Origin of the sequence: Aliarcobacter faecis, from assembly GCF_013201705.1 — a bacterium.
Lineage (GTDB): Bacteria > Campylobacterota > Campylobacteria > Campylobacterales > Arcobacteraceae > Aliarcobacter > Aliarcobacter faecis.
Genome location: NZ_CP053837.1, coordinates 502,275 through 522,665, shown reverse-complemented (window position 1 = coordinate 522,665; position 20,391 = coordinate 502,275). Strand labels below are relative to the sequence as shown.

The 20,391-nt window shown below is 27.8% G+C and carries 21 protein-coding genes; 3 read left to right on the top strand and 18 right to left on the bottom strand.

Annotated elements, in window-relative coordinates:
• Nucleotides 1-41: 41 nt before the first annotated feature.
• On the bottom strand, nucleotides 42-1,217 hold the full coding sequence (locus tag AFAEC_RS02635; RefSeq protein ID WP_051487569.1) for a peptidoglycan-binding domain-containing protein: 1,176 nt from the start codon (nucleotides 1,215-1,217) through the stop codon (nucleotides 42-44).
• A gap of 117 nt (nucleotides 1,218-1,334) precedes the next feature.
• Here AFAEC_RS02635 and AFAEC_RS02630 point away from each other — a divergent pair, with 117 nt between their 5' ends.
• Nucleotides 1,335-1,814, top strand: coding sequence for an OmpA family protein (locus AFAEC_RS02630; protein WP_026806113.1), 480 nt, complete (start codon nucleotides 1,335-1,337; stop codon nucleotides 1,812-1,814).
• A 42-nt stretch (nucleotides 1,815-1,856) separates the two neighbouring features.
• On the opposite strand, the gene ftsH is transcribed toward AFAEC_RS02630, so the two are convergent.
• The 12 genes from ftsH to AFAEC_RS02570 all read right to left on the bottom strand — a co-directional run bounded on the left by ftsH (nucleotide 1,857) and on the right by AFAEC_RS02570 (nucleotide 15,515).
• The gene (gene ftsH / locus AFAEC_RS02625; protein ID WP_034216553.1) at nucleotides 1,857-3,896 is read right to left on the bottom strand and encodes an ATP-dependent zinc metalloprotease FtsH; all 2,040 of its coding nucleotides are present in this window, start codon (nucleotides 3,894-3,896) and stop codon (nucleotides 1,857-1,859) included.
• A 5-nt stretch (nucleotides 3,897-3,901) separates the two neighbouring features.
• Nucleotides 3,902-4,717 carry a 50S ribosomal protein L11 methyltransferase gene (locus AFAEC_RS02620; protein ID WP_026806115.1) on the bottom strand — a complete coding sequence of 272 codons (816 nt, stop codon included), beginning with the start codon at nucleotides 4,715-4,717 and terminating at the stop codon, nucleotides 3,902-3,904.
• Nucleotides 4,718-4,795: 78 nt separating this feature from the next.
• A complete protein-coding gene (locus tag AFAEC_RS02615) occupies nucleotides 4,796-5,728 on the bottom strand; it encodes a tRNA dihydrouridine synthase (protein WP_026806116.1) in 933 nt (310 codons plus the stop codon).
• Entirely contained in the window at nucleotides 5,728-6,741 is a 1,014-nt protein-coding gene (locus AFAEC_RS02610; RefSeq protein WP_026806117.1) for a hypothetical protein, read from the bottom strand. The genes AFAEC_RS02615 and AFAEC_RS02610 overlap by 1 nt, the downstream gene beginning before the upstream one ends.
• Before the next feature lie 61 nt (nucleotides 6,742-6,802).
• Complete coding sequence (locus AFAEC_RS02605; RefSeq protein WP_026806118.1) at nucleotides 6,803-7,258, bottom strand: 23S rRNA (pseudouridine(1915)-N(3))-methyltransferase RlmH; 456 nt, start codon at nucleotides 7,256-7,258, stop codon at nucleotides 6,803-6,805.
• On the bottom strand, nucleotides 7,248-7,859 hold the full coding sequence (locus AFAEC_RS02600; RefSeq protein WP_026806119.1) for a thiamine phosphate synthase: 612 nt from the start codon (nucleotides 7,857-7,859) through the stop codon (nucleotides 7,248-7,250). The genes AFAEC_RS02605 and AFAEC_RS02600 overlap by 11 nt, the downstream gene beginning before the upstream one ends.
• Nucleotides 7,860-8,729, bottom strand: coding sequence for an acetyl-CoA carboxylase, carboxyltransferase subunit beta (gene accD / locus AFAEC_RS02595; protein WP_026806120.1), 870 nt, complete (start codon nucleotides 8,727-8,729; stop codon nucleotides 7,860-7,862).
• Nucleotides 8,730-8,759: 30 nt separating this feature from the next.
• Nucleotides 8,760-9,965, bottom strand: coding sequence for a methionine adenosyltransferase (gene metK, locus AFAEC_RS02590; protein WP_026806121.1), 1,206 nt, complete (start codon nucleotides 9,963-9,965; stop codon nucleotides 8,760-8,762).
• 178 nt (nucleotides 9,966-10,143) lie between these two features.
• Nucleotides 10,144-11,946 carry a glutamine--fructose-6-phosphate transaminase (isomerizing) gene (gene glmS, locus AFAEC_RS02585; protein WP_026806122.1) on the bottom strand — a complete coding sequence of 601 codons (1,803 nt, stop codon included), beginning with the start codon at nucleotides 11,944-11,946 and terminating at the stop codon, nucleotides 10,144-10,146.
• A gap of 48 nt (nucleotides 11,947-11,994) precedes the next feature.
• On the bottom strand, nucleotides 11,995-12,768 hold the full coding sequence (locus AFAEC_RS02580) for an inositol monophosphatase family protein (protein ID WP_026806123.1): 774 nt from the start codon (nucleotides 12,766-12,768) through the stop codon (nucleotides 11,995-11,997).
• A gap of 206 nt (nucleotides 12,769-12,974) precedes the next feature.
• Nucleotides 12,975-14,783 (bottom strand): sensor histidine kinase, encoded by a 1,809-nt coding sequence (locus AFAEC_RS02575; protein WP_026806124.1) that lies wholly within the window; start codon nucleotides 14,781-14,783, stop codon nucleotides 12,975-12,977.
• A gap of 3 nt (nucleotides 14,784-14,786) precedes the next feature.
• Nucleotides 14,787-15,515, bottom strand: coding sequence for a response regulator transcription factor (locus AFAEC_RS02570; RefSeq protein ID WP_051487571.1), 729 nt, complete (start codon nucleotides 15,513-15,515; stop codon nucleotides 14,787-14,789).
• 56 nt (nucleotides 15,516-15,571) lie between these two features.
• Here AFAEC_RS02570 and AFAEC_RS02565 point away from each other — a divergent pair, with 56 nt between their 5' ends.
• Nucleotides 15,572-16,135 (top strand): YkgJ family cysteine cluster protein, encoded by a 564-nt coding sequence (locus AFAEC_RS02565; protein WP_026806126.1) that lies wholly within the window; start codon nucleotides 15,572-15,574, stop codon nucleotides 16,133-16,135.
• 42 nt (nucleotides 16,136-16,177) lie between these two features.
• On the opposite strand, the gene groL is transcribed toward AFAEC_RS02565, so the two are convergent.
• The 5 genes from groL to panD all read right to left on the bottom strand — a co-directional run bounded on the left by groL (nucleotide 16,178) and on the right by panD (nucleotide 19,758).
• Complete coding sequence (gene groL, locus AFAEC_RS02560) at nucleotides 16,178-17,809, bottom strand: chaperonin GroEL (RefSeq protein WP_026806127.1); 1,632 nt, start codon at nucleotides 17,807-17,809, stop codon at nucleotides 16,178-16,180.
• Nucleotides 17,809-18,066, bottom strand: a complete 258-nt coding sequence (groES, locus tag AFAEC_RS02555; RefSeq protein WP_026806128.1) for a co-chaperone GroES — start codon at nucleotides 18,064-18,066, stop codon at nucleotides 17,809-17,811. Before groES ends, groL begins: the two co-directional genes overlap by 1 nt.
• 122 nt (nucleotides 18,067-18,188) lie before the next feature.
• Nucleotides 18,189-19,061, bottom strand: a complete 873-nt coding sequence (locus AFAEC_RS02550; RefSeq protein ID WP_026806129.1) for a polyprenyl synthetase family protein — start codon at nucleotides 19,059-19,061, stop codon at nucleotides 18,189-18,191.
• Nucleotides 19,062-19,382 (bottom strand): YbaB/EbfC family nucleoid-associated protein, encoded by a 321-nt coding sequence (locus AFAEC_RS02545; protein WP_026806130.1) that lies wholly within the window; start codon nucleotides 19,380-19,382, stop codon nucleotides 19,062-19,064.
• Nucleotides 19,375-19,758, bottom strand: coding sequence for an aspartate 1-decarboxylase (gene panD, locus AFAEC_RS02540; RefSeq protein WP_026806131.1), 384 nt, complete (start codon nucleotides 19,756-19,758; stop codon nucleotides 19,375-19,377). The genes AFAEC_RS02545 and panD overlap by 8 nt, the downstream gene beginning before the upstream one ends.
• Nucleotides 19,759-19,836: 78 nt before the next feature.
• On the opposite strand from panD, the gene AFAEC_RS02535 reads away from it, so the two are divergent.
• Nucleotides 19,837-20,385, top strand: a complete 549-nt coding sequence (locus tag AFAEC_RS02535) for a peptidylprolyl isomerase (protein WP_026806132.1) — start codon at nucleotides 19,837-19,839, stop codon at nucleotides 20,383-20,385.
• Nucleotides 20,386-20,391: the final 6 nt, after the last annotated feature.

The window sequence follows — 20,391 nt, the reverse complement described above, 5'->3', positions numbered from 1 at the left end:
ATATAAAGATTTTTAAAAGGTAAAAAATTACCTTTTAAAATTTATTGAAGATTTAAATGTTTTAAAGTCTCTATAGTTAAAACACCTTTTACAAGATTATTATACTCTTGATAAGAGCTAACCGCTTTTTGTGTCTCTTTATTATATATACCATCTATTTTAGAGATTTTATAACCTTTTTCTTTTAATTTTGATTGTAAACTAGAAATCAATTCTGGAGTAGAGTTTGTTTCACATAAAATTGGCTCCCATTTGAAATCTGGTTCAGAAACTTTAACTTCTGTTTTTACAGTTGTATAAACTGCTGGGATTTCTGTTTTAACTTCTTTTGCAGGAGTATCAATCTCTTCAATATCTACCATTTTACAAATAGCAGGAATTTTTACCTCTTTTGTTGTTGCTGGTGTATCAATTACCTCTTTTTCCACTGTTGTATAAACTGCTGGTATTTTTACCTCTCTTGTTGTTGCTGGTACATCAACTACTCTTCTTTCAACTGTTTTATAAATTGCTGGTATTTTCACCTCTTTTGTTGTTGCTGGTGTATCAATCACTGTTCTTTCTACTGTTTCATAAACAGCTGGAACTTCAACTAAACAAACAATCTCTCCTGTTAGAGTGTCTATTTTCTCAATTTCTCCTCTTCCTCTTTCCCAAGTAGTATAAGCTGGTTTTACTAATACTTGCTCCTTAATAGTTTTATATGTTGCAGGTATCTCTTCTAAAATAGTCTTTTCTGGTTCAACCATAATATTTTCTATCTCAGTTTTATATGTTGCAGGTACCTCTTCTAAAATAGTCTTTTCTGGTTCAACCATAACTGTTTCAGTTTCAATTTTATATGTTGCAGCAACTGGAATAACTTTTACAGATTCTGCTCTTACTTGAACTTTTTTTTGTACAGTTTTATAAGTTGCAGGGATTATCTCAATTTTTGTATCAGCTTCCTTTAAAAGTTGTTCTATCTCCTTTGTTTGGTACTTTGCAGGTATAATAACTTTTGTATAACACTCTCCTGCTTTTGCATTTGGAGGTAAAAGAGTATCTTTTGTTGCACTTTGTTCTAATTGTGAAATTTTTGCATCTTTACTCTCTATTTGTTTTTGTAATTGAACAATTTTCTCATTTGCCTTTGTATCTTCCTTTACAGCACATCCACTCAATCCAAGAATTAAAGTTGCTGTTACTATAGTTCCTAATTTCAAATTCTTTAACATAAACTTTCCTTTAAAATAAAATAACTTCTAATATTTTATCTTAATAAGAATAAATATTACTTTAGGCTAAAGTTTGTTATGTTACAATTTATAAAATTTCAACAAAAGGAGTTAATTTTGAAAAAAATTATTACTACATCGCTTATTGGCATTCTTACAACACTATCTTTAAATGCTGAAGATTGTATTATTGCAAAAGATTTAAATGTTCAGTTTAAAAATGACTCTACTATTTATCAAACAAGTTTTGAATATGATAAAGTAAAAGAGTATGCCGAATTTTTAAAAGAGACAGATTTATATGCTATTATTGAAGGGCATACAAATAATAGTGCAACTGCTAGACATAATTATGAACTTTCAAAAAATAGAGCAGCAAAAATAAAACAAGATCTTATAAATTTAGGTGTTGATTCATCTAAACTTCAATCTTTAGGATATGGTGAGTCTAAACCTAAATTTGATAATTCTACAAATGAAGGTATGGAAAAAAATAGAAGAGTAATTTCTGATGTATTTAATACAATGGAGGAGTTAAACAACTATTATGTTAATGCAAAATCTTATATTGATAAAAATAAGTTTATTGAACAATAGTTTTAAGGTCTAAAATTTTAGAAGCAAAATAGCTTCTAAAATTTATTTATCAGAATTCTCTTTGTTTTCTTCTACAACTTTTTCTGAATTTTCTGCTTTTGTTTCTATAATTTCATCTTTTTTCTCATTAGATTTTTTTAAAGCTTCAGTATGTAAATCTTCATCTTCAAAAACAGTTCCACCATTTTCTTTTATAATTTCTCGTACTCTTTCTCCTGTAATTACTTCTATATCAAGAAGCTCAGCTGTCATTTGTTCTATTGCTACACTATTATCTCTCAAAGATTGAAGTACAATTTGGTATCTTTCATTTAAAGTTTTTTTAACATGATCATCAAGCTCTTTTGCCATTGCATCTGAAAAATCTTTTTGAGTTTGACCACCTAAAAACTGATTTGTTCGTCTTTCTAAAACCATAAGTCCAGCAATATCACTCATCCCATAAATAGTTGCCATAGATTTTATAATATTTGTAGCTCTATCTAAATCATTTCCAGCACCTGTACTTATCTCTCCAATAAATACCTCTTCAGCTGCACGACCACCTAAAAGGACATCAACTTCAGCAATTAGTTCATGTTTTTGCATTAAATATTTATTCTCTTCAGGAGTATTTAAAGTATATCCTAAAGCTGCTAATCCTCTTGGAACAATAGATACTTTATTTACTTTTTTTGCACCTTTTGTAATTTCAGCAATTAAAGCATGTCCACTCTCATGATATGCCACAATTTTTCTCTCTTTTGGAGATATTCTTCTAGATTTTTTTTCAAGTCCAGCTATTTGTCTTTCAACTGCTTCTTTAAAATCACTACTTTCAACCTCATTTTTATTTGCACGACCTGCTAATAATGCTGCTTCATTTATTATATTTGCTAAATCAGCTCCAGCAAGACCTGCTGTCATTTTAGCAACCTCTTTTAAATCTACATTTTTAGCTAATTTAACATCTTTAATATGTACATTTAAGATCTCAATTCTTCCCTCATAATCAGGTTTATCAACTAAAACTTGTCTATCAAATCTTCCTGGTCTTAAAAGTGCAGGATCTAATACCTCTGGTCTATTTGTAGCTGCAAGAACAATAACTGGTGCTGATTCAGTAGAGAAACCATCCATCTCTGCTAGAAGTTGATTTAAAGTCTGCTCTCTTTCATCATTCCCACCCATAGGTCCACCACTAGCTCTACTTTTTCCAATAGCATCAATTTCATCAATAAAGATAATAGCTGGTGCTACTTTTTTTGCTTGTTCAAACAAATCTCTAACTCTACTTGCTCCAACTCCTACAAACATCTCAATAAATGCAGAACCAGAAACACTTAAAAACTGAACATCAGCCTCTCCAGCAACTGCTTTTGCTAAAAGAGTTTTTCCAGTACCAGGAGGTCCTACAAGTAAAACACCTTTTGGAATTTGAGCACCAAGTCTTACATATCTATCTGGAGATTTAAGGAAATCAACAACTTCCTGAACTTCCTCTTTAGCTTCTTTATTTCCAGCCATATCATCAAACTTTACATTTGGTTTTTCAGAGTTTATCATCTTTTTAGATGAACCAATTCCAAGAATTCCTCCAGAGCCTCCACCCATAGATTTTTGCATTCTTTTAACCAAAAACATCCAAATAGCAAAAAATAAGAATATTGGTAAAACCCATCCAAAAAGGATATCTGAAAGAAGATTCTCTTCATTTATTCCACCATAACCTATTCCATTTTTCTCTAATTCAGGAATTAATGTCTCATCAGGTACTACTCTTCTAGCTGTATAAGTTATATTTTGTCCAGCTTCACCCTTACTTAAAGCTCTTATTTGAGTATTTCCAATACCAACATACTCAATTTTTCCACTAGATATTAATTTTTTTAACTCTGAATAAGGAATAGTTCTATTAGAAGAAGATCCCATTGTCTGACCACTTACACTCATATTAGAACTCTGTTCTTCTGGAAAAATTGCTTTGAAAGCAAGAATAGTAACGATAGAGAATAGAACAAATACTAAAATTGGATTATTATTAAAAAAGTTATTCCCATTAGAATTTGGATTTTTATTATCATTTTGTTTCGGTTTATTTATCAAATTTACCCCTTAATATTTTTAAAGATCATAGTTACCCACTCATTTTTGTGAATAATTTTAAGCTCTTTTAAATCACTAAATCTATTTAATACTCTCTTTTCATGTTTATCTAAAATCCCTGAAAGTATTAAAATTCCGCCATCTTTTGTAGCATTTTTTAAATCATTTGCAATCATAACAAGGACATCTGCAATGATATTTGCAACTACTACATCATATTTTTTTTCTGCTTTATTTACAGAACCAACCCATGAATAATTTATTTTTTCACTATTTAAAGCAAAATTCGATTGAGTACTCTCTATACATATCTCATCTGTATCACAAACATCTACTATAGCACCTTTTTTTGCTGCCGCAATTGCAAGAATTCCACTTCCTGTTCCAACATCAAGTAATTTATCATCTTTAGTTACAAACTCATCAATAGCTAAAAGACAAGAAGAAGTTGTTTCATGGTGACCTGAACCAAAAGCTAAAGCAGGATCTATTAAAAGATTTATTTTATCTTTTTTTTCATCACACCAAGATGGTCTTACATAAAAACTACCAACTTCAACTGCTTCAATAGAGTCTTGATATTTTTTTATCCAATCAATACTCTCTTTTTTCTCATAGTTTATTTCACATTTTATATTTAAAGCTTTAGAAAATTTCTCCAAAGGCTCAAGGAAATCTTCAAGTTCATCTTCACTTCTAATAGTAATTACTCCCTCATTTTCCTCAATTGCATCTTGCGTTAAAGACTCAACTAAATCTAAAAAAAGTTCATAATGATTTTCTGGTTTGATAGATAATTCAAAATAGTATTCAGTCAAATATTACCTTCTTAATTTAATAATTTTTATTTACTTATAAAAAGTGTAATATTTTATCCAAATAACTTTTGAATTTAATTAAAAAAAGCTATCTATTAAATCTCTCATAATTTTTGTATCACTAATACCATTTACAAGCTCTCTAAATTCGTTAGCTCCTGTATAGCCTTTTGAGTAAGCATGAAGAAGTTTTCTAAAAATTACTGCTCCATAATTGCCGTGAAATTCCAACATTTTGTCATAATGTTCTAAAATAATCTCTTTTTTTATAGAGTTATCTATATCTTCAAGTTCGTGTTTTAACTGATAAAATACCCAAGGTTTTCCAATAGCACCTCGTCCTATCATAACTCCATCAGCTTTTGTATACTCTAAAACCTCTTTTGCTTTTTTATAATCTTTAATATCTCCATTTGCAATAACAGGTACGCTAATAGCCTCTTTCATTTGTTTAATTGCATCATAATCAACTGGTGCTTTATATTTCCCTGCTCGTGTTCTTCCATGTACAGATACAAAATCAACCCCACAAGCTTCAACTACTTTTCCTATTTCAACAGGTATTTTTTCATTTACTCCAAGTCGTACTTTTGCACTTGTATACTCTTTTTTTGAATATTTTTTAATCGTACTTAAAATCTCTTCAAGTTTTTTTAAATCTCCAAGTAAATTTGAACCTGAACCATGATTAAAAACTTTTGGAGCTGGACATCCACAGTTTAAATCAATCCCATCAATTCCCTCAACATCATTTAAAATCAAAACTGCTTCTTTTACCAAATCTACACTATTTCCAGCTATTTGTACAAAATATGGGTCTTCACTAGGAGATTTTTCAACCATTTTCAAAGTTCTTGCACTTTTATAAACCAAAGCATTTGAACTAATCATCTCTGAAATAGTTAAATCTGCTCCAAACTTTTTAACAACACTTCTAAATGGTAAATCTGTATAACCTGCAAGTGGAGCAAGCACTACAAGTGGCTTGCTAAAATCTAATTTCTTTTTCATTATTTATATGATAGATTTTCTAAATTATAATGCTTTCCAGCATCTTTTAAATCAACTAATGCTTTAAATGAAATAAACTCATTTTCATTTGTATTTAACAAAACTTCTCTTAGTTTATCAATCATCTCAAACTCACTTAAAACATATAAATATGCTGTCATTGCTTCTTCATTTTGATTTGAAAGTTTTTCAAATAGATCGATTATTTTATCTGGATTTAAAGAAATTCTATAATTTCTTGCCATCTCAACATAATCATTTTTTGTAAACTTAATATTTTTAAGAATATCTAAAATCTCACTATTTTCAAGACCAAATTCACTATTTTCTCTATCTTTCTCAAATAGTTTACAAGCTAACTCTTTATCAAAATTTATATTTTTATAAACTTTTTTAATTGTTGTCATACTTTTTTCACTTAAAACTTTTAAAAATGCTGATTTTACAACATTTGTATCATAATTTTCAGCTTTTTTCACAATATCTAAAGCAAAATCAACTTGTTCATTTATTTTATTTAATAAATTTTGTTTAGCTAAATTAGAATTCTCTTGTGGTTTTATAATCTTCTCACTTACATATTTCCCACTATTTATATTTTGAATAGAATTAACAACTTTATTTAACTCCTCATTTGATGAACTAAAAATATCTTTTGAAGTAGAAAATTCCAACTGATTTAAAACATTTGATAACTCTTTAAATCTTTTTGTTCTAAAACCACTTTTTTGCTCTTTTCCTAAAAGTTTTGCTTCAATTAAAGAAAATACTGAATCAATATCTGAATCTAATGCTTTTAATTTAAAGTATTTTACAAGACCATAAAAAATAATATGTAAATATGTAACAACAGCCAGTAAAGCTAAAGGTAATATAACCCAAAGAGCAACTGAAAGAGTTAAAGAGTAATCAAAAATAGAAAAAGTGTACTCTCCCAACTCTAAACTATGTACAAATCCAAACACCAAAATTATTAAAAGTATTGATGCAATAATATAATTCTTAAGACCCATTCTCTTTCCTTTATTAAAAAGTTATTTTTACAATTTTACATTATACAAAAATGTTTATAAATTATTTATGATATGGATGATTGTTTTGTATACTTAAGGCTCTAAATATCTGCTCACTTAAGACTAAGGTAGCAACTTTATGGGCAAAAGTAAGATTACTCAAAGAGATTATATTATCACATTTATCTAAAAAAGATTTTTCAAATCCATAAGCTCCACCAATAAAAAAATTTATCTCATTTTTATCTTCAAGAAGCTTAGAAAAAGCAAAACTATCAACACTCTTTCCCAACACATCTAAAGCAATATTGTAACCTTTTAAATATGGTAAATATGTCTTTGTATATATCTCTTTTGCTTCAGTTTCTCCAATAGCTTGGGCTTTTGCTATCTCTTTATTGAATATATAAAAGACTTCAACTTTAGCATATTTACTTGACATTTTTATAAAATCTTTTATAAGTTTATCAAAATCATCTGAACTAGGTTTTACAATAGAGTAGATATTAATTTTCATTTAAAATAGCACTTCCAACACAATTAAAATATACATTTTCTATTGTATCTTCAACTTTTACTCCACCAATTGCACAAACAGGGTATTTTGAAATTTTTGCTAAATAGCTAAGTTTATCTCCTAAAATATTTGAAATATCCTTTGTAGCTGTAGTTCTGTAAGCTCCTAATCCTATCATATCAAGTTCTAAACTATTTGCTTCAAGAATTTCTAATTCATTATGAGTTGAAAGTCCTAAAAGCTTATCTTTAATTTTAGCCCTTATAAGTTTTATTGCGATTTTTTTATCGTTATGAAATTTGGAAAAATCTTCTTGCCCTAAATGAAGCCCATCTACATAATCTATTAACTCTATTTTATCATTTACTATAATTGGAATATTTAAATTTTTTTTAAGAAAAATAAGATTTTGTTTTTGAATTTCTAAACTTGAGATTTTATCTCTATATTGTAAAAGTTTAATATCATACTTTTTTAGAATTTCTAAATATTGTTCAAAAGTTATATTTTTTTTTAAAAGTGTTTCATAATCACATAAAACATATAAATAGTTAAAAGCTTCAAGATTAAATCCTAAAGCTTTTTCTAAATTTGAAGACATTTAAGAGATTTTCTCTTCATTTTTAAGTATAGTTAATAAATCACTAAGAGTTTTTTTCATCTCTCTTCTATTTACAACCATATCAATAGAACCTTTTTCTAGTAAAAATTCGGCCCTTTGAAAACCTTCAGGCAAATCTGCTCCAATAGTTTGTTTTATTACTCTTTGCCCTGCAAAACCAATTAAAGCACCTGGTTCAGCCATAATAATATCTCCTAAAAAAGCAAAAGAAGCAGAAACTCCACCCATTGTTGGATCTGTTAAAATAGAAATATATGGTAATTTATGTCCATCAAGTTTTTTAAGTGCTGCACTTGTTTTTGCCATTTGCATTAATGCAAAAGTTGATTCTTGCATTCTTGCACCACCTGATGCTGATACAATAATAACTGGCTCCCTCTTTTTTATTGCTCTATTTACAGTTCGCACTATTTTTTCACCTTCAACACTACCTAAACTTCCACCCATAAATGCAAAATCAAAAACAACTAGTTGAACAGGAATAGAGTTAATTGTACACTCTCCACTAATCACACTAGAGACTCTACCAGTCTTTTCAAAGCCCTCTTCTACTCTTTTTTTATATGAAAGTTTATCCACAAATTTTAAAGGATCATTTGGTTTTAAATTTGAATCAAATTCAACAAAACTTCCCTCATCACTAAGAATTTCTATTCTTCTTTTTGCTCCAACTCTCATATGAAAACTACACTTAGGGCAAACATTATCTTGGTTTTCAACCTCTTTAAAGAACATCAAAGCACTACAATTAGGACACTTTATCCAGTGACTTGGAGCATCTTTTTTTGTTGCTTGCTCTTTATTTTTGTTATCAAATGAAATTTTGCTAAATAGGTTTCTTAAATCCACAACTTCTCCTTTTATAAAGATATATTATAATTAAATATTTTTAAATTTATCAAGCTCGTCCAGTTTTTCCCATGGATAATCAGGTTGTCCAACTTGCCCTCTTGCAGCAACATCAGCATAAAGAAATGTTGTAGCACTTGGTTTATCTAAATTAAATTTATTTGTAATCCATTTTGGAGTTAAAGCAAAATTATCCATTACAAATTGTGATAATACATCATCATTATGTTTTGTATAAGTTCCCATTGTATCAACTGCAACAGATGTTGGTCTTGCAACTCCAATAGCATAAGATATTTGAACTATTGCTTTTTTTGCTAATCCTGAAGCAACAATATGTTTTGCAATCCATCTTGCAGCATAAAGTCCACTTCTATCAACTTTTGTATAATCTTTACTACTTTGAGCTCCTCCACCAATTGGTGCATAACCTCCAAAACTATCTACAATAAGCTTTCTTCCTGTTAATCCACTGTCATGTAATGATGAGTGATTTACATATCTTCCTGTTGGATTAATATGAATAATCGTACTATTTTTATCATATAATTTTTCAGGTAATCCTGAATTATCAATTAAATTTTGAATTATTTCTCTTACTTCTTCAATTTTTAAACTTTCAGTTGAAGGAGCCGAAACTACAATTGTATGAATTTTTCTAGGCAAACAATTTTCAAAGTTCTCTTTTGTCTCATAATCAACAGTAACTTGAGTTTTAATATCAACTCCAAATTTATCTTTATTATTTAAAGCATAATTATAAACTGTATCACAAAGTCTTCTTGCATAAACTATTGCTGCTGGCATAAATTCTGCTGCTTCATTTGAAGCAAAACCAAACATAATTCCTTGATCACCAGCTCCTATTTCTCCTGTTGTTTGATCAACTCCTTGAGAAATATCAGGGCTTTGTTGATTTAATAGAACTTGAACTTTTACATCATCAGGATGTAAAGCTTGCTCTTTTGTAAAAGCACTTTTACCATCGTAACCTATTTTTGCCAAAGCATCTTTAACCAAATTTTCATAATCTTCTTGACTTAATTTTGCATTTGATTTAACTTCGCCACCAATAACTACATGCTTTCCAGCTACAAAAACTTCACTTGCAACTCTACTATTACTATCTTCAATTATTAATCTATCAACTATACTATCAGCAATAATATCAGCACATTTATCAGGGTGTCCAGGGCTTACAACTTCACTTGTAAACAGGTATTGAGTTTTTTTCATTTTGTTTTCCATCCTTTGTTTTCCACAAGCCTTTGCTTGAGTTGTTTTCCATTCTTTGTTTTCCATTTTTTCTTTTTTAAAAATATAAGAAATTAAAATAAAATATAAAGAAATCTATTTCCCCAAAAAGGGGAAAAAGTTTTTTATTTTAACTAAATTTTACTTTAATTTTATAAGATTATTCAACAGTTACAGATTTTGCAAGATTCCTTGGCATATCTACATCATTTTTTAGACGAATAGATATTTCCATAGATAAAATTTGAAGAACAACTAACATCTCAAAAAACTCTAACATATAATGAGAAGTGTCATTTATTTTTATAAAATCATCTGCCAATTCAAAATTTTGTGAAGATATTGCACAAATTGTACTATCTCTTGCACTTAACTCTTCTACATTTGATTTTATCTTGTCATAAAGCATATTTTTTGGCATTAATGCAATAGTAAAAAGTTCTGGATCAGCAAGTGCTATTGGACCATGTTTCATCTCTCCTGCTGGATAACCCTCAGCATGTAAGTATGAAATCTCTTTTAATTTTAATGCACCTTCAAGAGCTAGTGGATAAAAAACATCCCTTCCGATAAAGAAAAATCCATGTCCATGAAGATATCTTTTTGATAATCTTTTTGCTTTTTCATGAATATTTTCATAAACTTTAAGTGCAAGAGGAACTTCTCTTAAAGTATTTATCTCATCTTGTAATTTTTGCTGTTGTATTGTATTTCTAACTTTTGCAAAATAGAGACTTAACATCCATAAAACAACTGTTTGAGTTGAAAATGCTTTTGTTGAAGCTACACCTTTTTCTATTCCTGCTCTTGTTAAAATTGTAAAATCAGCAACTCTTGTCATTGAAGAACTATCAACATTACAAATAACCAAAGTTTTTAATCCTGCACTTTTTGCCATTTTTAAAGCTTCTAAAGTATCTGCTGTTTCACCACTTTGAGAAATTACTACAAAAAGAGTATTTTGAGTTAAAAGTGGCTCTTTATATCTAAACTCACTTGCAACTTCAACAGAGCATTTTATTTTTGCTAATCTTTCAAACAAATATGAAGATGTAAGTCCTGCATGATAAGAAGTTCCACAAGCACAAATTTTTATCTCTTCTATTCCATCTAAAATTGAAGCTTCAATCTCATCAAAATTTACTTCATTATCTTTTAATCTTCCTAACATACTATCACTTACAACAATACTTTGCTCATAAATCTCTTTTTCCATAAAGTATCTAAATCCATCTTTTTGAGCATACTGTTTTGAAGTTGGAAGTTTTGACCAAACTATATTTTTTGAGAAGAATTCAATCCCTTTTTTACTTGCAACTCCACCAACTCTATCATCAAGATATACAACATCACTAGCAAGTCCAATAAGTGCTGAATCTGAAGAAGCGAATAAAACCTCATCTGGTTCTATACCTTTTCCTACAATCATAGGGCTTCCAAGTTTATAAAAATAGATATTTTCTGGCTCATCTTTCGTAATCAAAAGTATTGCAAAAGCTCCTTCAAGTCGCTCTATAGTCTTTTGAAAAGATTTTTTTGCATCTTTTAATTTGTTATTATAATGTTCAAATAGATGAACAATAACTTCTGTATCTGTTTGTGAAACAAAATTATGTCCTAAAGAGATTAATTCATCTTTTAACTCTTTATAATTCTCAATTATCCCATTGTGAACTACATAAGAGTACTCTCCTAAATGTGGATGGGCATTAACCTCTGTTGGTTTCCCATGAGTTGCCCATCTTGTATGTCCAATTCCTAAATTATAACTCTCTTTTTTGCTCTCATTTACTTTATCTTCAAGATTTATAAGCTTTCCAACTGCTTTAAAAACATCAATTCCTTTTTTATTTAATACAGCAATTCCAGCACTATCATATCCTCTATATTCAAGCTCTTTTAATCCATCTAATAAAATTTTTGTTGTATCATACTTTCCTATATAACCTACTATTCCACACATAAAAAATTCCTTGTTTTTTTAAAAGTTAAAGATTTTAACAAAAATATTCTAAATATCAAGTTTAGATAAAAGTTCATCATGTATCTTGCCATTTGTAGCAACTATATATTTATCTTTAAACATATCAAAACTATTACCTTCAATATTTGATATTTTTCCACCTGCTTCACTTAAAATTATAATCCCTGCTGCAACATCCCAAGGTTTTAAATTCATCTCATAATATCCTTCAAAAACTCCTTTTGAAACAAAACATAAATCAATAGAAGCACTTCCTAATCTTCTTAAATCTTGGCAATGAGGTAAAATATTTTCTATTTTTATTAAAACATCTTTCAAATCTTCATTATTTGTACCACTACTATATGGAAAACCTGTTGCTAAAAGTGATTTTTGTAAAATTTTTTCTTTACTTACTTTCAATTTTTCACCATTTATAAATGCTCCTTTCCCAACCTTTGCAAAATAGAGTTCATCTAAAATTGGGTTGTAAACTACCCCGATATAAGGCTTTTTGTCTTTATAAACTCCAACCGAGATAGCAGTATGAGGAACACCATTTACAAAGTTTGTTGTTCCATCTATTGGGTCAATTATTATTGAATTATTAAACTCTATATTTGAATTATCTGACTCTTCAGCAATAATATTAAACTCTTTAAAATATTTACTGAACTCCTTTTTTAAATAATTTTCTACTGCTATATCATATTTTGTAACTAAATCTTTTTTTGCTTTAAAAGATACAGATTTATTTGAATAAAACCCTTTTTTTAAAATCTTTCCAGCTCTTTTTATAATCTTTATTAATTTTTTTTGCACAATTTCTCCATGATTTTTTTGCTAATTGTATCTAAATTGAGTTTTTTTGAGTATAAATAAAAAAGGCACCTTAAAATTTAAGGTGCTTCGCAAAATTAAGTAAAATAAATCTTTCCCTATTAAACTATATAATATAGATAATTGTTCTTGTGATTTGAAAATATACAAAACCATTGTAAGATAAATGTAAGATTTTTTAAATTTTATTAAATATTTTCTATTTTTAAAATATATTTAAATATATTTTGTCCCTCTTTATATGAGACTTCATATTTTATATCATATTTATTACAAATATTACTAACCATAAAAAGCCCCAATCCTAAACCTCTTTTAGCTTCATCCTCTCTATAATTTTTGTGAAAGATTTTCTTTTTGTTTTTTATCTCATTTCCAAAACTTATAAATTCTAAAATAGCAAAATCATATTCTTTTCTTAAAATTATATGTATATCTTTATCTTTAAAGGCATATTTTATTGCATTTGAAAGGTTATTATCTATTAATCTTTCTAATTCTATATCATTTATATTTATAAAAATATCATCCTCTAATTTTTCTTTAATAATTTTAAAATTAACCTTACTAATAGTAGTAAAGAATTTTATTCTATCTTTTAAAGCTTTAGTTAAATCTATATTTTTTGGTTTATATTCTATTGAATTTGAAGTTATTAAATATGCTAAATCTTCATAAGAGTTTGAAAGCATATTAATTGAAGCATCAATTTGCTCAATAAAAACATCCATAGATTTATCTTTTTGGAATTTTTTTATCATCTCTCCATTCATCATAATATTTGTAAGAGGTGTTCTTATTTGATGCACAGTATCAGCAATAAATTTCTTATTTTCCTTTAAAAGATTATTATTTGACTCTAACTCTTTTGAAAATTTATCATATAAGATATTATATTTATTTGCTATTTCTGATAATTCATTATTATAATTTAAAAGCTCTTCATCAACTTTCTTTGACTCTTTTATACTCTTTAGAATAGATTCAATTGGTTTTGTAAATCTATTTTGAATAAATGTAAAAATTAGTAGCAAAATAAAAAAAATAACAATTAAAGAGCTTATAAAAAGTTTTTTTATATCATTCATAAACTCTATTTTTTGACTTAAATCTATTTTTAGCTCTATTACAACATTTTCATATCCTAAAATAGTAAACATATTTTTATCAAATATAGGGGTAGTTATAGTTAAGATATTATCTTCTAACTCTTCAATCTCTATAAAATTTATTCCTGAATGAATAATACTATTTTTAAAAATCTCATCTTTATCTATAATTTCCAAAGATTTAAAAAACTTCTCTTTAGTATCAGTTTCTATACCTTTTAACAAATTATAATATGAAAAACCATTTTGATTTTTAAAAACATTATAAACTTTTACAGTACTTGCTGATTTCAAATTTTGAACAAGAGAGGTCATTGAAGTATTTGATATTTGATTATTTATAAAAGATATTTGTAAATAATCTCCATCTGAAATTTTGGCATAAGAGTATAGTTTATATTCTAAACTAAGAGGATCACTAATAATAAATTTTGAAAAGTATATATTTCCATCTGAACTCTTATCTAAAAAATTTTTGGCATCTTTTATATTTTTTAAATCAAAATTCAAATCTTTTTTATATGTAGTTCTATAAACCTTATAAGAATTATCTATTAAATATAGTTCAAAATCAAAACCTTTTAAATTATATTTCGAACGTAAAACACTTTTTAAAGCACCTAAATTTAAGTTCTTATCTTTTTTTAATAAATCTAAAGCATCTTTAGAAATATTAAAAAAAAGCTCTTTTTCTTGTTCAAAACCACTATCTCTAGTTTGAATTGAAGATAAAATTGCCTTTTTATGTAACCTTATTTCACTATTAACAAAGTTTTTTAAATCTTTTTCATATTGATTTTTATAAGAGATATAATTTAAAGTTAAAACTAAAAATAAAATAGTAGATAAAAAAAGTAAAAAAAGATATAACTGATACCTTAATTTCATCCATTAACTCTTTTTTACTTCAAATCTATAACCAATTCCAACCTCGGAAAAAATGAATTTTCCTTCTGCATCAAAATATTTTCGTAAATCATTTACAAGTTGTCTTAAAGGATAAGAATCTTTTATCTCATTCTCCCAAACATAATTCTCTAAAGTTTCAGTTAAAACCGTTTTATTTATATTTTGTAACAAAATTGTCAAAAGTCTTTTCTCTTTTTTTCTAAGCCTTTTTATCTCTTCATTAATCCTCAACTCTTCACAATCTATATCATAAAAAATATTATCTGAAATTTTAATACACTCTTTTTTATCACTTTGACTACAAAATTTATCTATTTTTATCTCTAACTCTTCAAGATAAAATGGTTTTTTAATATACTCATCACAACCATTTTTATATGCAATTTTTAAATTCTCAAGCTCTAAAGAAGCTGTAATTATAATAATTGGTGTTGTTAAATCTTTTTGCCTAATATACTTTAAAACCTCTAAACCAGAAATTTTTGGAATATTTATATCTATAATATACAAATCATAAAAATTCTTATCAATATAAATCAAAGCTTCTTCTCCATCTTCAACTGATGTAGTTTCAAATCCTTTATAGTTCAAAAAGTTTGTAATTGTGGTATTCAGCTGAATATCATCTTCTATAATTAAAATCTTCATACTACCATTATAGTTAAGTTGTGTCAGAAAAGTGTCAGTTTTTGATTTTTGTATATTTTTCATCTGATTATTTTACCTAAAAGCAATTAATTTAACACCAAAAGTGATAATATTGCTCCATGAAAAATTTTGTAAAATTAGAAAATAGAGAACTATATTTTGGAAATTGTAAAAATTGTGAAGCAAGATGCTGTAAAGGAAGTTTTGGAACACTTTATTCACAAATTTTAAAAGAGGAGTTTGAAGAGGTTTATAAAAACTTTCCTATTTTATTTATATTTGGTTCTTTAAACTTCATAAAACCTATAATTTTACTTTCAAATGGATTTGATAGTTGTCCATATTTAGAAAAGAACATTTGTACAATCTATGAAAATCGTCCAAATGTTTGTAAAACCTATCCACTAAGTCCAAATTTAGATAATCAAATATATATTGACAACTCTTGCCCTGAAATCTTTAAGGGTGAAAATATTTTGGATATAAAAAATGAGATTTTTATAGAGTATCAAAAAAAATATATAGACACTCACTTTGAGTTTGAAAAGCTAAAACCAAAAGATTTTGAAGAACAGTTTTCTATAAAAGGTATGAAATTTTATAGATATATTGGAGATGAAAACTCAAGTTTTCTAAATTATCATAAACTCTCACTTGAAAATCTAAAAAAATTTATAATTTAGATTAGTTTATTTAAAGATAAAAAAGTGGCTTTTGCCACTTTTTTACATCATTCCAGGCATACCACCCATACCACTCATATCTGGCATTGCAGGAGCTTTGTCCTCTTTTATCTCTGTAACTGTTGCTTCTGTTGTAAGTAGAAGTGAAGCAACTGAAACTGCATTTTGCATAGCAACTCTTTCAACTTTTGCTGGATCAACAATCCCTGCTTCAAACATATCTACATATTCACCTGTTGCTGCATTAAATCCTAAATTATCATTACTAGATTTTTCAACTTCATTTGCTACAACACCAGCATCATACCCAGCATTTAATGCAATTTGTTTTAATGGTGCTTTAATAGCTCTTAAAACAATATTTGCCCCAATTTGTTCATCACCACATAAATCAAGTTTTACTTTGGCAGCAGCTCTTATAAGTGCAGCTCCTCCACCAATTACAATTCCCTCTTCAACAGCAGCTCTTGTAGCACTAAGTGCATCATCAACTCTATCTTTTTTCTCTTTCATTTCAGTCTCTGTTGCAGCTCCAACTTTGATAACAGCAACTCCACCACTAAGTTTTGCAAGTCTTTCTTGAAGTTTTTCTCTATCATAATCACTTGTTGTATTAGAAATTTCAGCTCTTATTTGATTTACTCTTCCTAAAACTGCTTCTTTGCTACCATTTCCATCAACTATTGTAGTATTATCTTTATCAATTACTATTTTAGTAGCAACTCCTAAAGCACTTAAATCAGTAGTTTCAAGTTTCATTCCAAGCTCTTCAGATATAACTGTTGCACCTGTTAAAACTGCAATATCTTCAAGCATTGCTTTTCTTCTATCTCCAAATCCAGGAGCTTTAACAGCAGCAATTTGTAATGCACCTCTTAATCTATTTACTACTAATGTAGCTAATGCCTCACCATCAACATCTTCAGCAATAATTAAAAGTGGTCTTCCTGCTTTATTTACACCTTCTAAAATTGGTAAAAGCTCTTTTAATGAAGAGATTTTTTTATCATAAAGTAAAATAAATGGATTATTAAACTCTGTTGTCATTTTTTCAGGATTTGTAACAAAATATGGACTTAAATATCCTCTATCAAACTGCATTCCCTCTACAACATCAAGTTCATCAGAGATACCTTTTGCTTCTTCAACAGTAATAACTCCATCTTTTCCTACTTTTTCCATAGCTTCAGCAATCATTTTTCCAATTGCACTATCAGAATTTGCTGAAATTGTAGCAACTTGTTCAATTTCTGTTTTATTTGCAACAACTTTTGAAGCTTTTTTTAACTCTGCTAAAATAGCTTCTGTTGCTTTATCCATTCCTCTTTTTAAAGAGATTGGATTTGCTCCAGCTGTTACATTTCTAAGACCCTCTTTAAAAATTGAGTGAGCTAAAACTGTTGCAGTTGTTGTTCCATCACCAGCCTCATCAGCAGTTTTACTAGCAACTTCTTTAACTAATTGTGCTCCCATATTTTCTATAGTATCTTTTAACTCAATCTCTCTAGCAACACTTACACCATCTTTTGTAATAGTTGGTGCACCAAAAGATTTTTGAAGTAGTACATTTCTTCCTCTTGGTCCCATTGTAACTTTTACTGCATCTGCTAGTTTTTCAACACCTGCATATAATCTATTTCTTGCACTATCACTAAATATAATCTCTTTACTCATTACATAACTCCTATAACATTTTCAATATTTAAAATAAGATAATCTTTTCCGTCTAATTTAATTTCAGTTCCTCTATATTGTTCAAACACTATAGTGTCTCCTACTTTTACATCTTCAACTTTACTTCCAATAGCTACAATTTTTGCAGTTTGTGGCTTCTCTTTTGCATTATCAGGAATTATAATTCCACTTGCAGTTTTATTCTCTACTTCAGTTCTTTCTACTAGAACTCTTTCACCTAGTGGTTTAAAATTCATTCTTCTTCCTTTTTTATAATTTAAATTTTATAATTTAGCTTAAAAATTAGCACTTACTATTTTTAAGTGCCAAATTTTATACAATTTTTTCTTTTTTGTCAATAAACCTTTAGTCAAATAAACTAAGAGTTGAATTTTTTATGTCTATTTATATATGTAACTAATAACTCTTCAAGAGAATTTCTTAAATTTTCATCAAAACTATCTAAAATATCTAAACACTTTTTAGCCAAAATATCAGCACTATTTTTTGCACCCTCTAGTCCTAATAAATTAACAAAAGAGTTTTTAGAACTATCATTTTGTGTAGTTTTTCCAGCTATTTCACTACTTTCAAGTTCATCAATAATATCATCTTGGATTTGGAAAAGCAAACCTAAATCCAAGCCAAAACTATATAACTCTTCTTGTATTTTTTCACTATAATTTGCAATTACTGCACCCATTTTAAGACTAGAAGCTATTAATTTTGCTGTTTTATTTGTATGTAAAAACTTTAGTTTTTCTAATTCTAATTTTTGTTTCTCAAAATGGCAATCTATTGCTTGTCCTATTATCATTCCATTTAATCCACCATTATGTGCCAAAAGTTTGATTAATTCTATTTTTACATCATTATGAAAAGATGAACTTGCAATTAGATTAAAACTCTCACTATTTAATGCATCTCCAACTAAAATAGCCGTAACTTCGTCATATTTAGTATGAAGAGTTGGAAAACCTCTTCGCAAACTTGCATTATCCATAGCTGGTAAATCATCATGAATTAATGAATATGTATGTAAAAACTCAACAGCAAGAGCCACTTTTAAACTATTCTCAATTAAAAGAGGTTTCTTTGATTTTACAACACTTAAAAGTAACATTGGTCTAAATCTCTTTCCACCTGCTTTTAACATTTCAGACATAGCATTTTGAAAATGTGGGTGAAAAGTATCAATTTTAGGAAGATTATTTGTTAAATAATCTTCAAATTTTTTCAAAAGTTCATTCATCTATTTTTGACCAAAATTCCCTAGATTTCCCATTAGACTCATAGCCATTCTTTTTTTGTTTTCTTCACTTTGTTTTATAATATCATTCATACAAGAAATTAATAAAATTTGTAAAGAGTCCTTATCTTCAAGTAAAGAGTCATCTATTTTTAAATCAACAACTTCAGAATTTCCATTTATTGAAATTTCTACCATTCCACCACCAGCTTTTGCTGTAAATAGAGTTGAAGCATTTTTTTCTTCTTGCTCTTTTGCCATATCTTGAAACTTATTTATCATATCCCCAAGATTTAAGTTTTTTAAATCAATTCCATCAAACATAATCACTTCCCACTAGCTCATTTGTAATAAGCTCAATATTATTTTTATCATCAACCAATACAACAGTTGGTTTATAATTTTTTAGTTCTTCTTCATTATAAGTTGCATAAGCAATTACAATTATTTTATCTCCAATAGCAACTTTTCTAGCAGCTGCTCCATTTAAACACATATCTTTTTTTCCAAACTTACCTTTTATTACATAGGTTTGAAATCTCTCACCATTATTTATATTTACAATATCAACTTTTTGCCCAACTCGTAAATTCGATGCAAGCATTAGTTCTTCATCAATAGTTATTGAGCCAACATAGTTCAAATTTGCATCACTAACAGTGGCTCTGTGAATTTTGCTGTATAACATTTCAAAAGTCATTTAGAAAATCCTTTATTATTTTTTCAAAGCTATTATACTATACTAATTTATTATAAAACTAAATTAAAAGGAAAAATTATGCAAAAAATATTATTTCTCTTTTTCTCTTTTGTAATTATTTTATTTGCAAATGAAAATATAGAAAAAAATCCAGTTGCAGTTTTTGATACAAACAAAGGTATCATAAAAGTTGAACTAAAACCAAAAATGGCTCCAAAAGCAGTAGAAAATTTCATAACTCACTCAAAAAATGGCTATTACAATGGACAAATTTTTCATAGAGTTATAAAAGGATTTATGATACAAGGTGGTGATCCAACAGGAACTGGAATGGGTGGAGAATCTATTTGGAAGAAAGATTTTGAAGATGAATTTGCACCAAATGCCGTTTTTGATAAACCATTTATTTTAGCTATGGCAAATAAAGGGAAAAATACAAATGGTAGTCAATTTTTCATAACAACAGTTCCAACTTATTGGTTAAATGGAATGCACACAATTTTTGGATATGTAATTGATGGAACAAATATTGTAAAAGATATTGAAAATGTACCTACATCTGGAAAATATGGTGGAGATAAACCAATAGATGATGTAGTTATAAATAAAATAATAATAGAAGAGTAAAGTTTA

What these genes read in the sequence shown, in the direction of transcription:
- AFAEC_RS02635 (WP_051487569.1), bottom strand. Translation starts at nt 1,217, where the DNA reads ATGTTAAAGAATTTGAAATTAGGAACTATAGTAACAGCAACTTTAATT.
- AFAEC_RS02615 (WP_026806116.1), bottom strand. Translation starts at nt 5,728, where the DNA reads ATGAAAAAGAAATTAGATTTTAGCAAGCCACTTGTAGTGCTTGCTCCA.
- AFAEC_RS02610 (WP_026806117.1), bottom strand. Translation starts at nt 6,741, where the DNA reads ATGGGTCTTAAGAATTATATTATTGCATCAATACTTTTAATAATTTTG.
- AFAEC_RS02605 (WP_026806118.1), bottom strand. Translation starts at nt 7,258, where the DNA reads ATGAAAATTAATATCTACTCTATTGTAAAACCTAGTTCAGATGATTTT.
- AFAEC_RS02600 (WP_026806119.1), bottom strand. Translation starts at nt 7,859, where the DNA reads ATGTCTTCAAATTTAGAAAAAGCTTTAGGATTTAATCTTGAAGCTTTT.
- metK (WP_026806121.1), bottom strand. Translation starts at nt 9,965, where the DNA reads ATGAAAAAAACTCAATACCTGTTTACAAGTGAAGTTGTAAGCCCTGGA.
- glmS (WP_026806122.1), bottom strand. Translation starts at nt 11,946, where the DNA reads ATGTGTGGAATAGTAGGTTATATAGGAAAGTATGATACAACAAAAATT.
- AFAEC_RS02575 (WP_026806124.1), bottom strand. Translation starts at nt 14,783, where the DNA reads ATGAAATTAAGGTATCAGTTATATCTTTTTTTACTTTTTTTATCTACT.
- AFAEC_RS02570 (WP_051487571.1), bottom strand. Translation starts at nt 15,515, where the DNA reads ATGAAAAATATACAAAAATCAAAAACTGACACTTTTCTGACACAACTT.
- AFAEC_RS02565 (WP_026806126.1), top strand. Translation starts at nt 15,572, where the DNA reads ATGAAAAATTTTGTAAAATTAGAAAATAGAGAACTATATTTTGGAAAT.
- groL (WP_026806127.1), bottom strand. Translation starts at nt 17,809, where the DNA reads ATGAGTAAAGAGATTATATTTAGTGATAGTGCAAGAAATAGATTATAT.
- groES (WP_026806128.1), bottom strand. Translation starts at nt 18,066, where the DNA reads ATGAATTTTAAACCACTAGGTGAAAGAGTTCTAGTAGAAAGAACTGAA.
- AFAEC_RS02550 (WP_026806129.1), bottom strand. Translation starts at nt 19,061, where the DNA reads ATGAATGAACTTTTGAAAAAATTTGAAGATTATTTAACAAATAATCTT.
- AFAEC_RS02545 (WP_026806130.1), bottom strand. Translation starts at nt 19,382, where the DNA reads ATGTTTGATGGAATTGATTTAAAAAACTTAAATCTTGGGGATATGATA.
- panD (WP_026806131.1), bottom strand. Translation starts at nt 19,758, where the DNA reads ATGACTTTTGAAATGTTATACAGCAAAATTCACAGAGCCACTGTTAGT.
- AFAEC_RS02535 (WP_026806132.1), top strand. Translation starts at nt 19,837, where the DNA reads ATGCAAAAAATATTATTTCTCTTTTTCTCTTTTGTAATTATTTTATTT.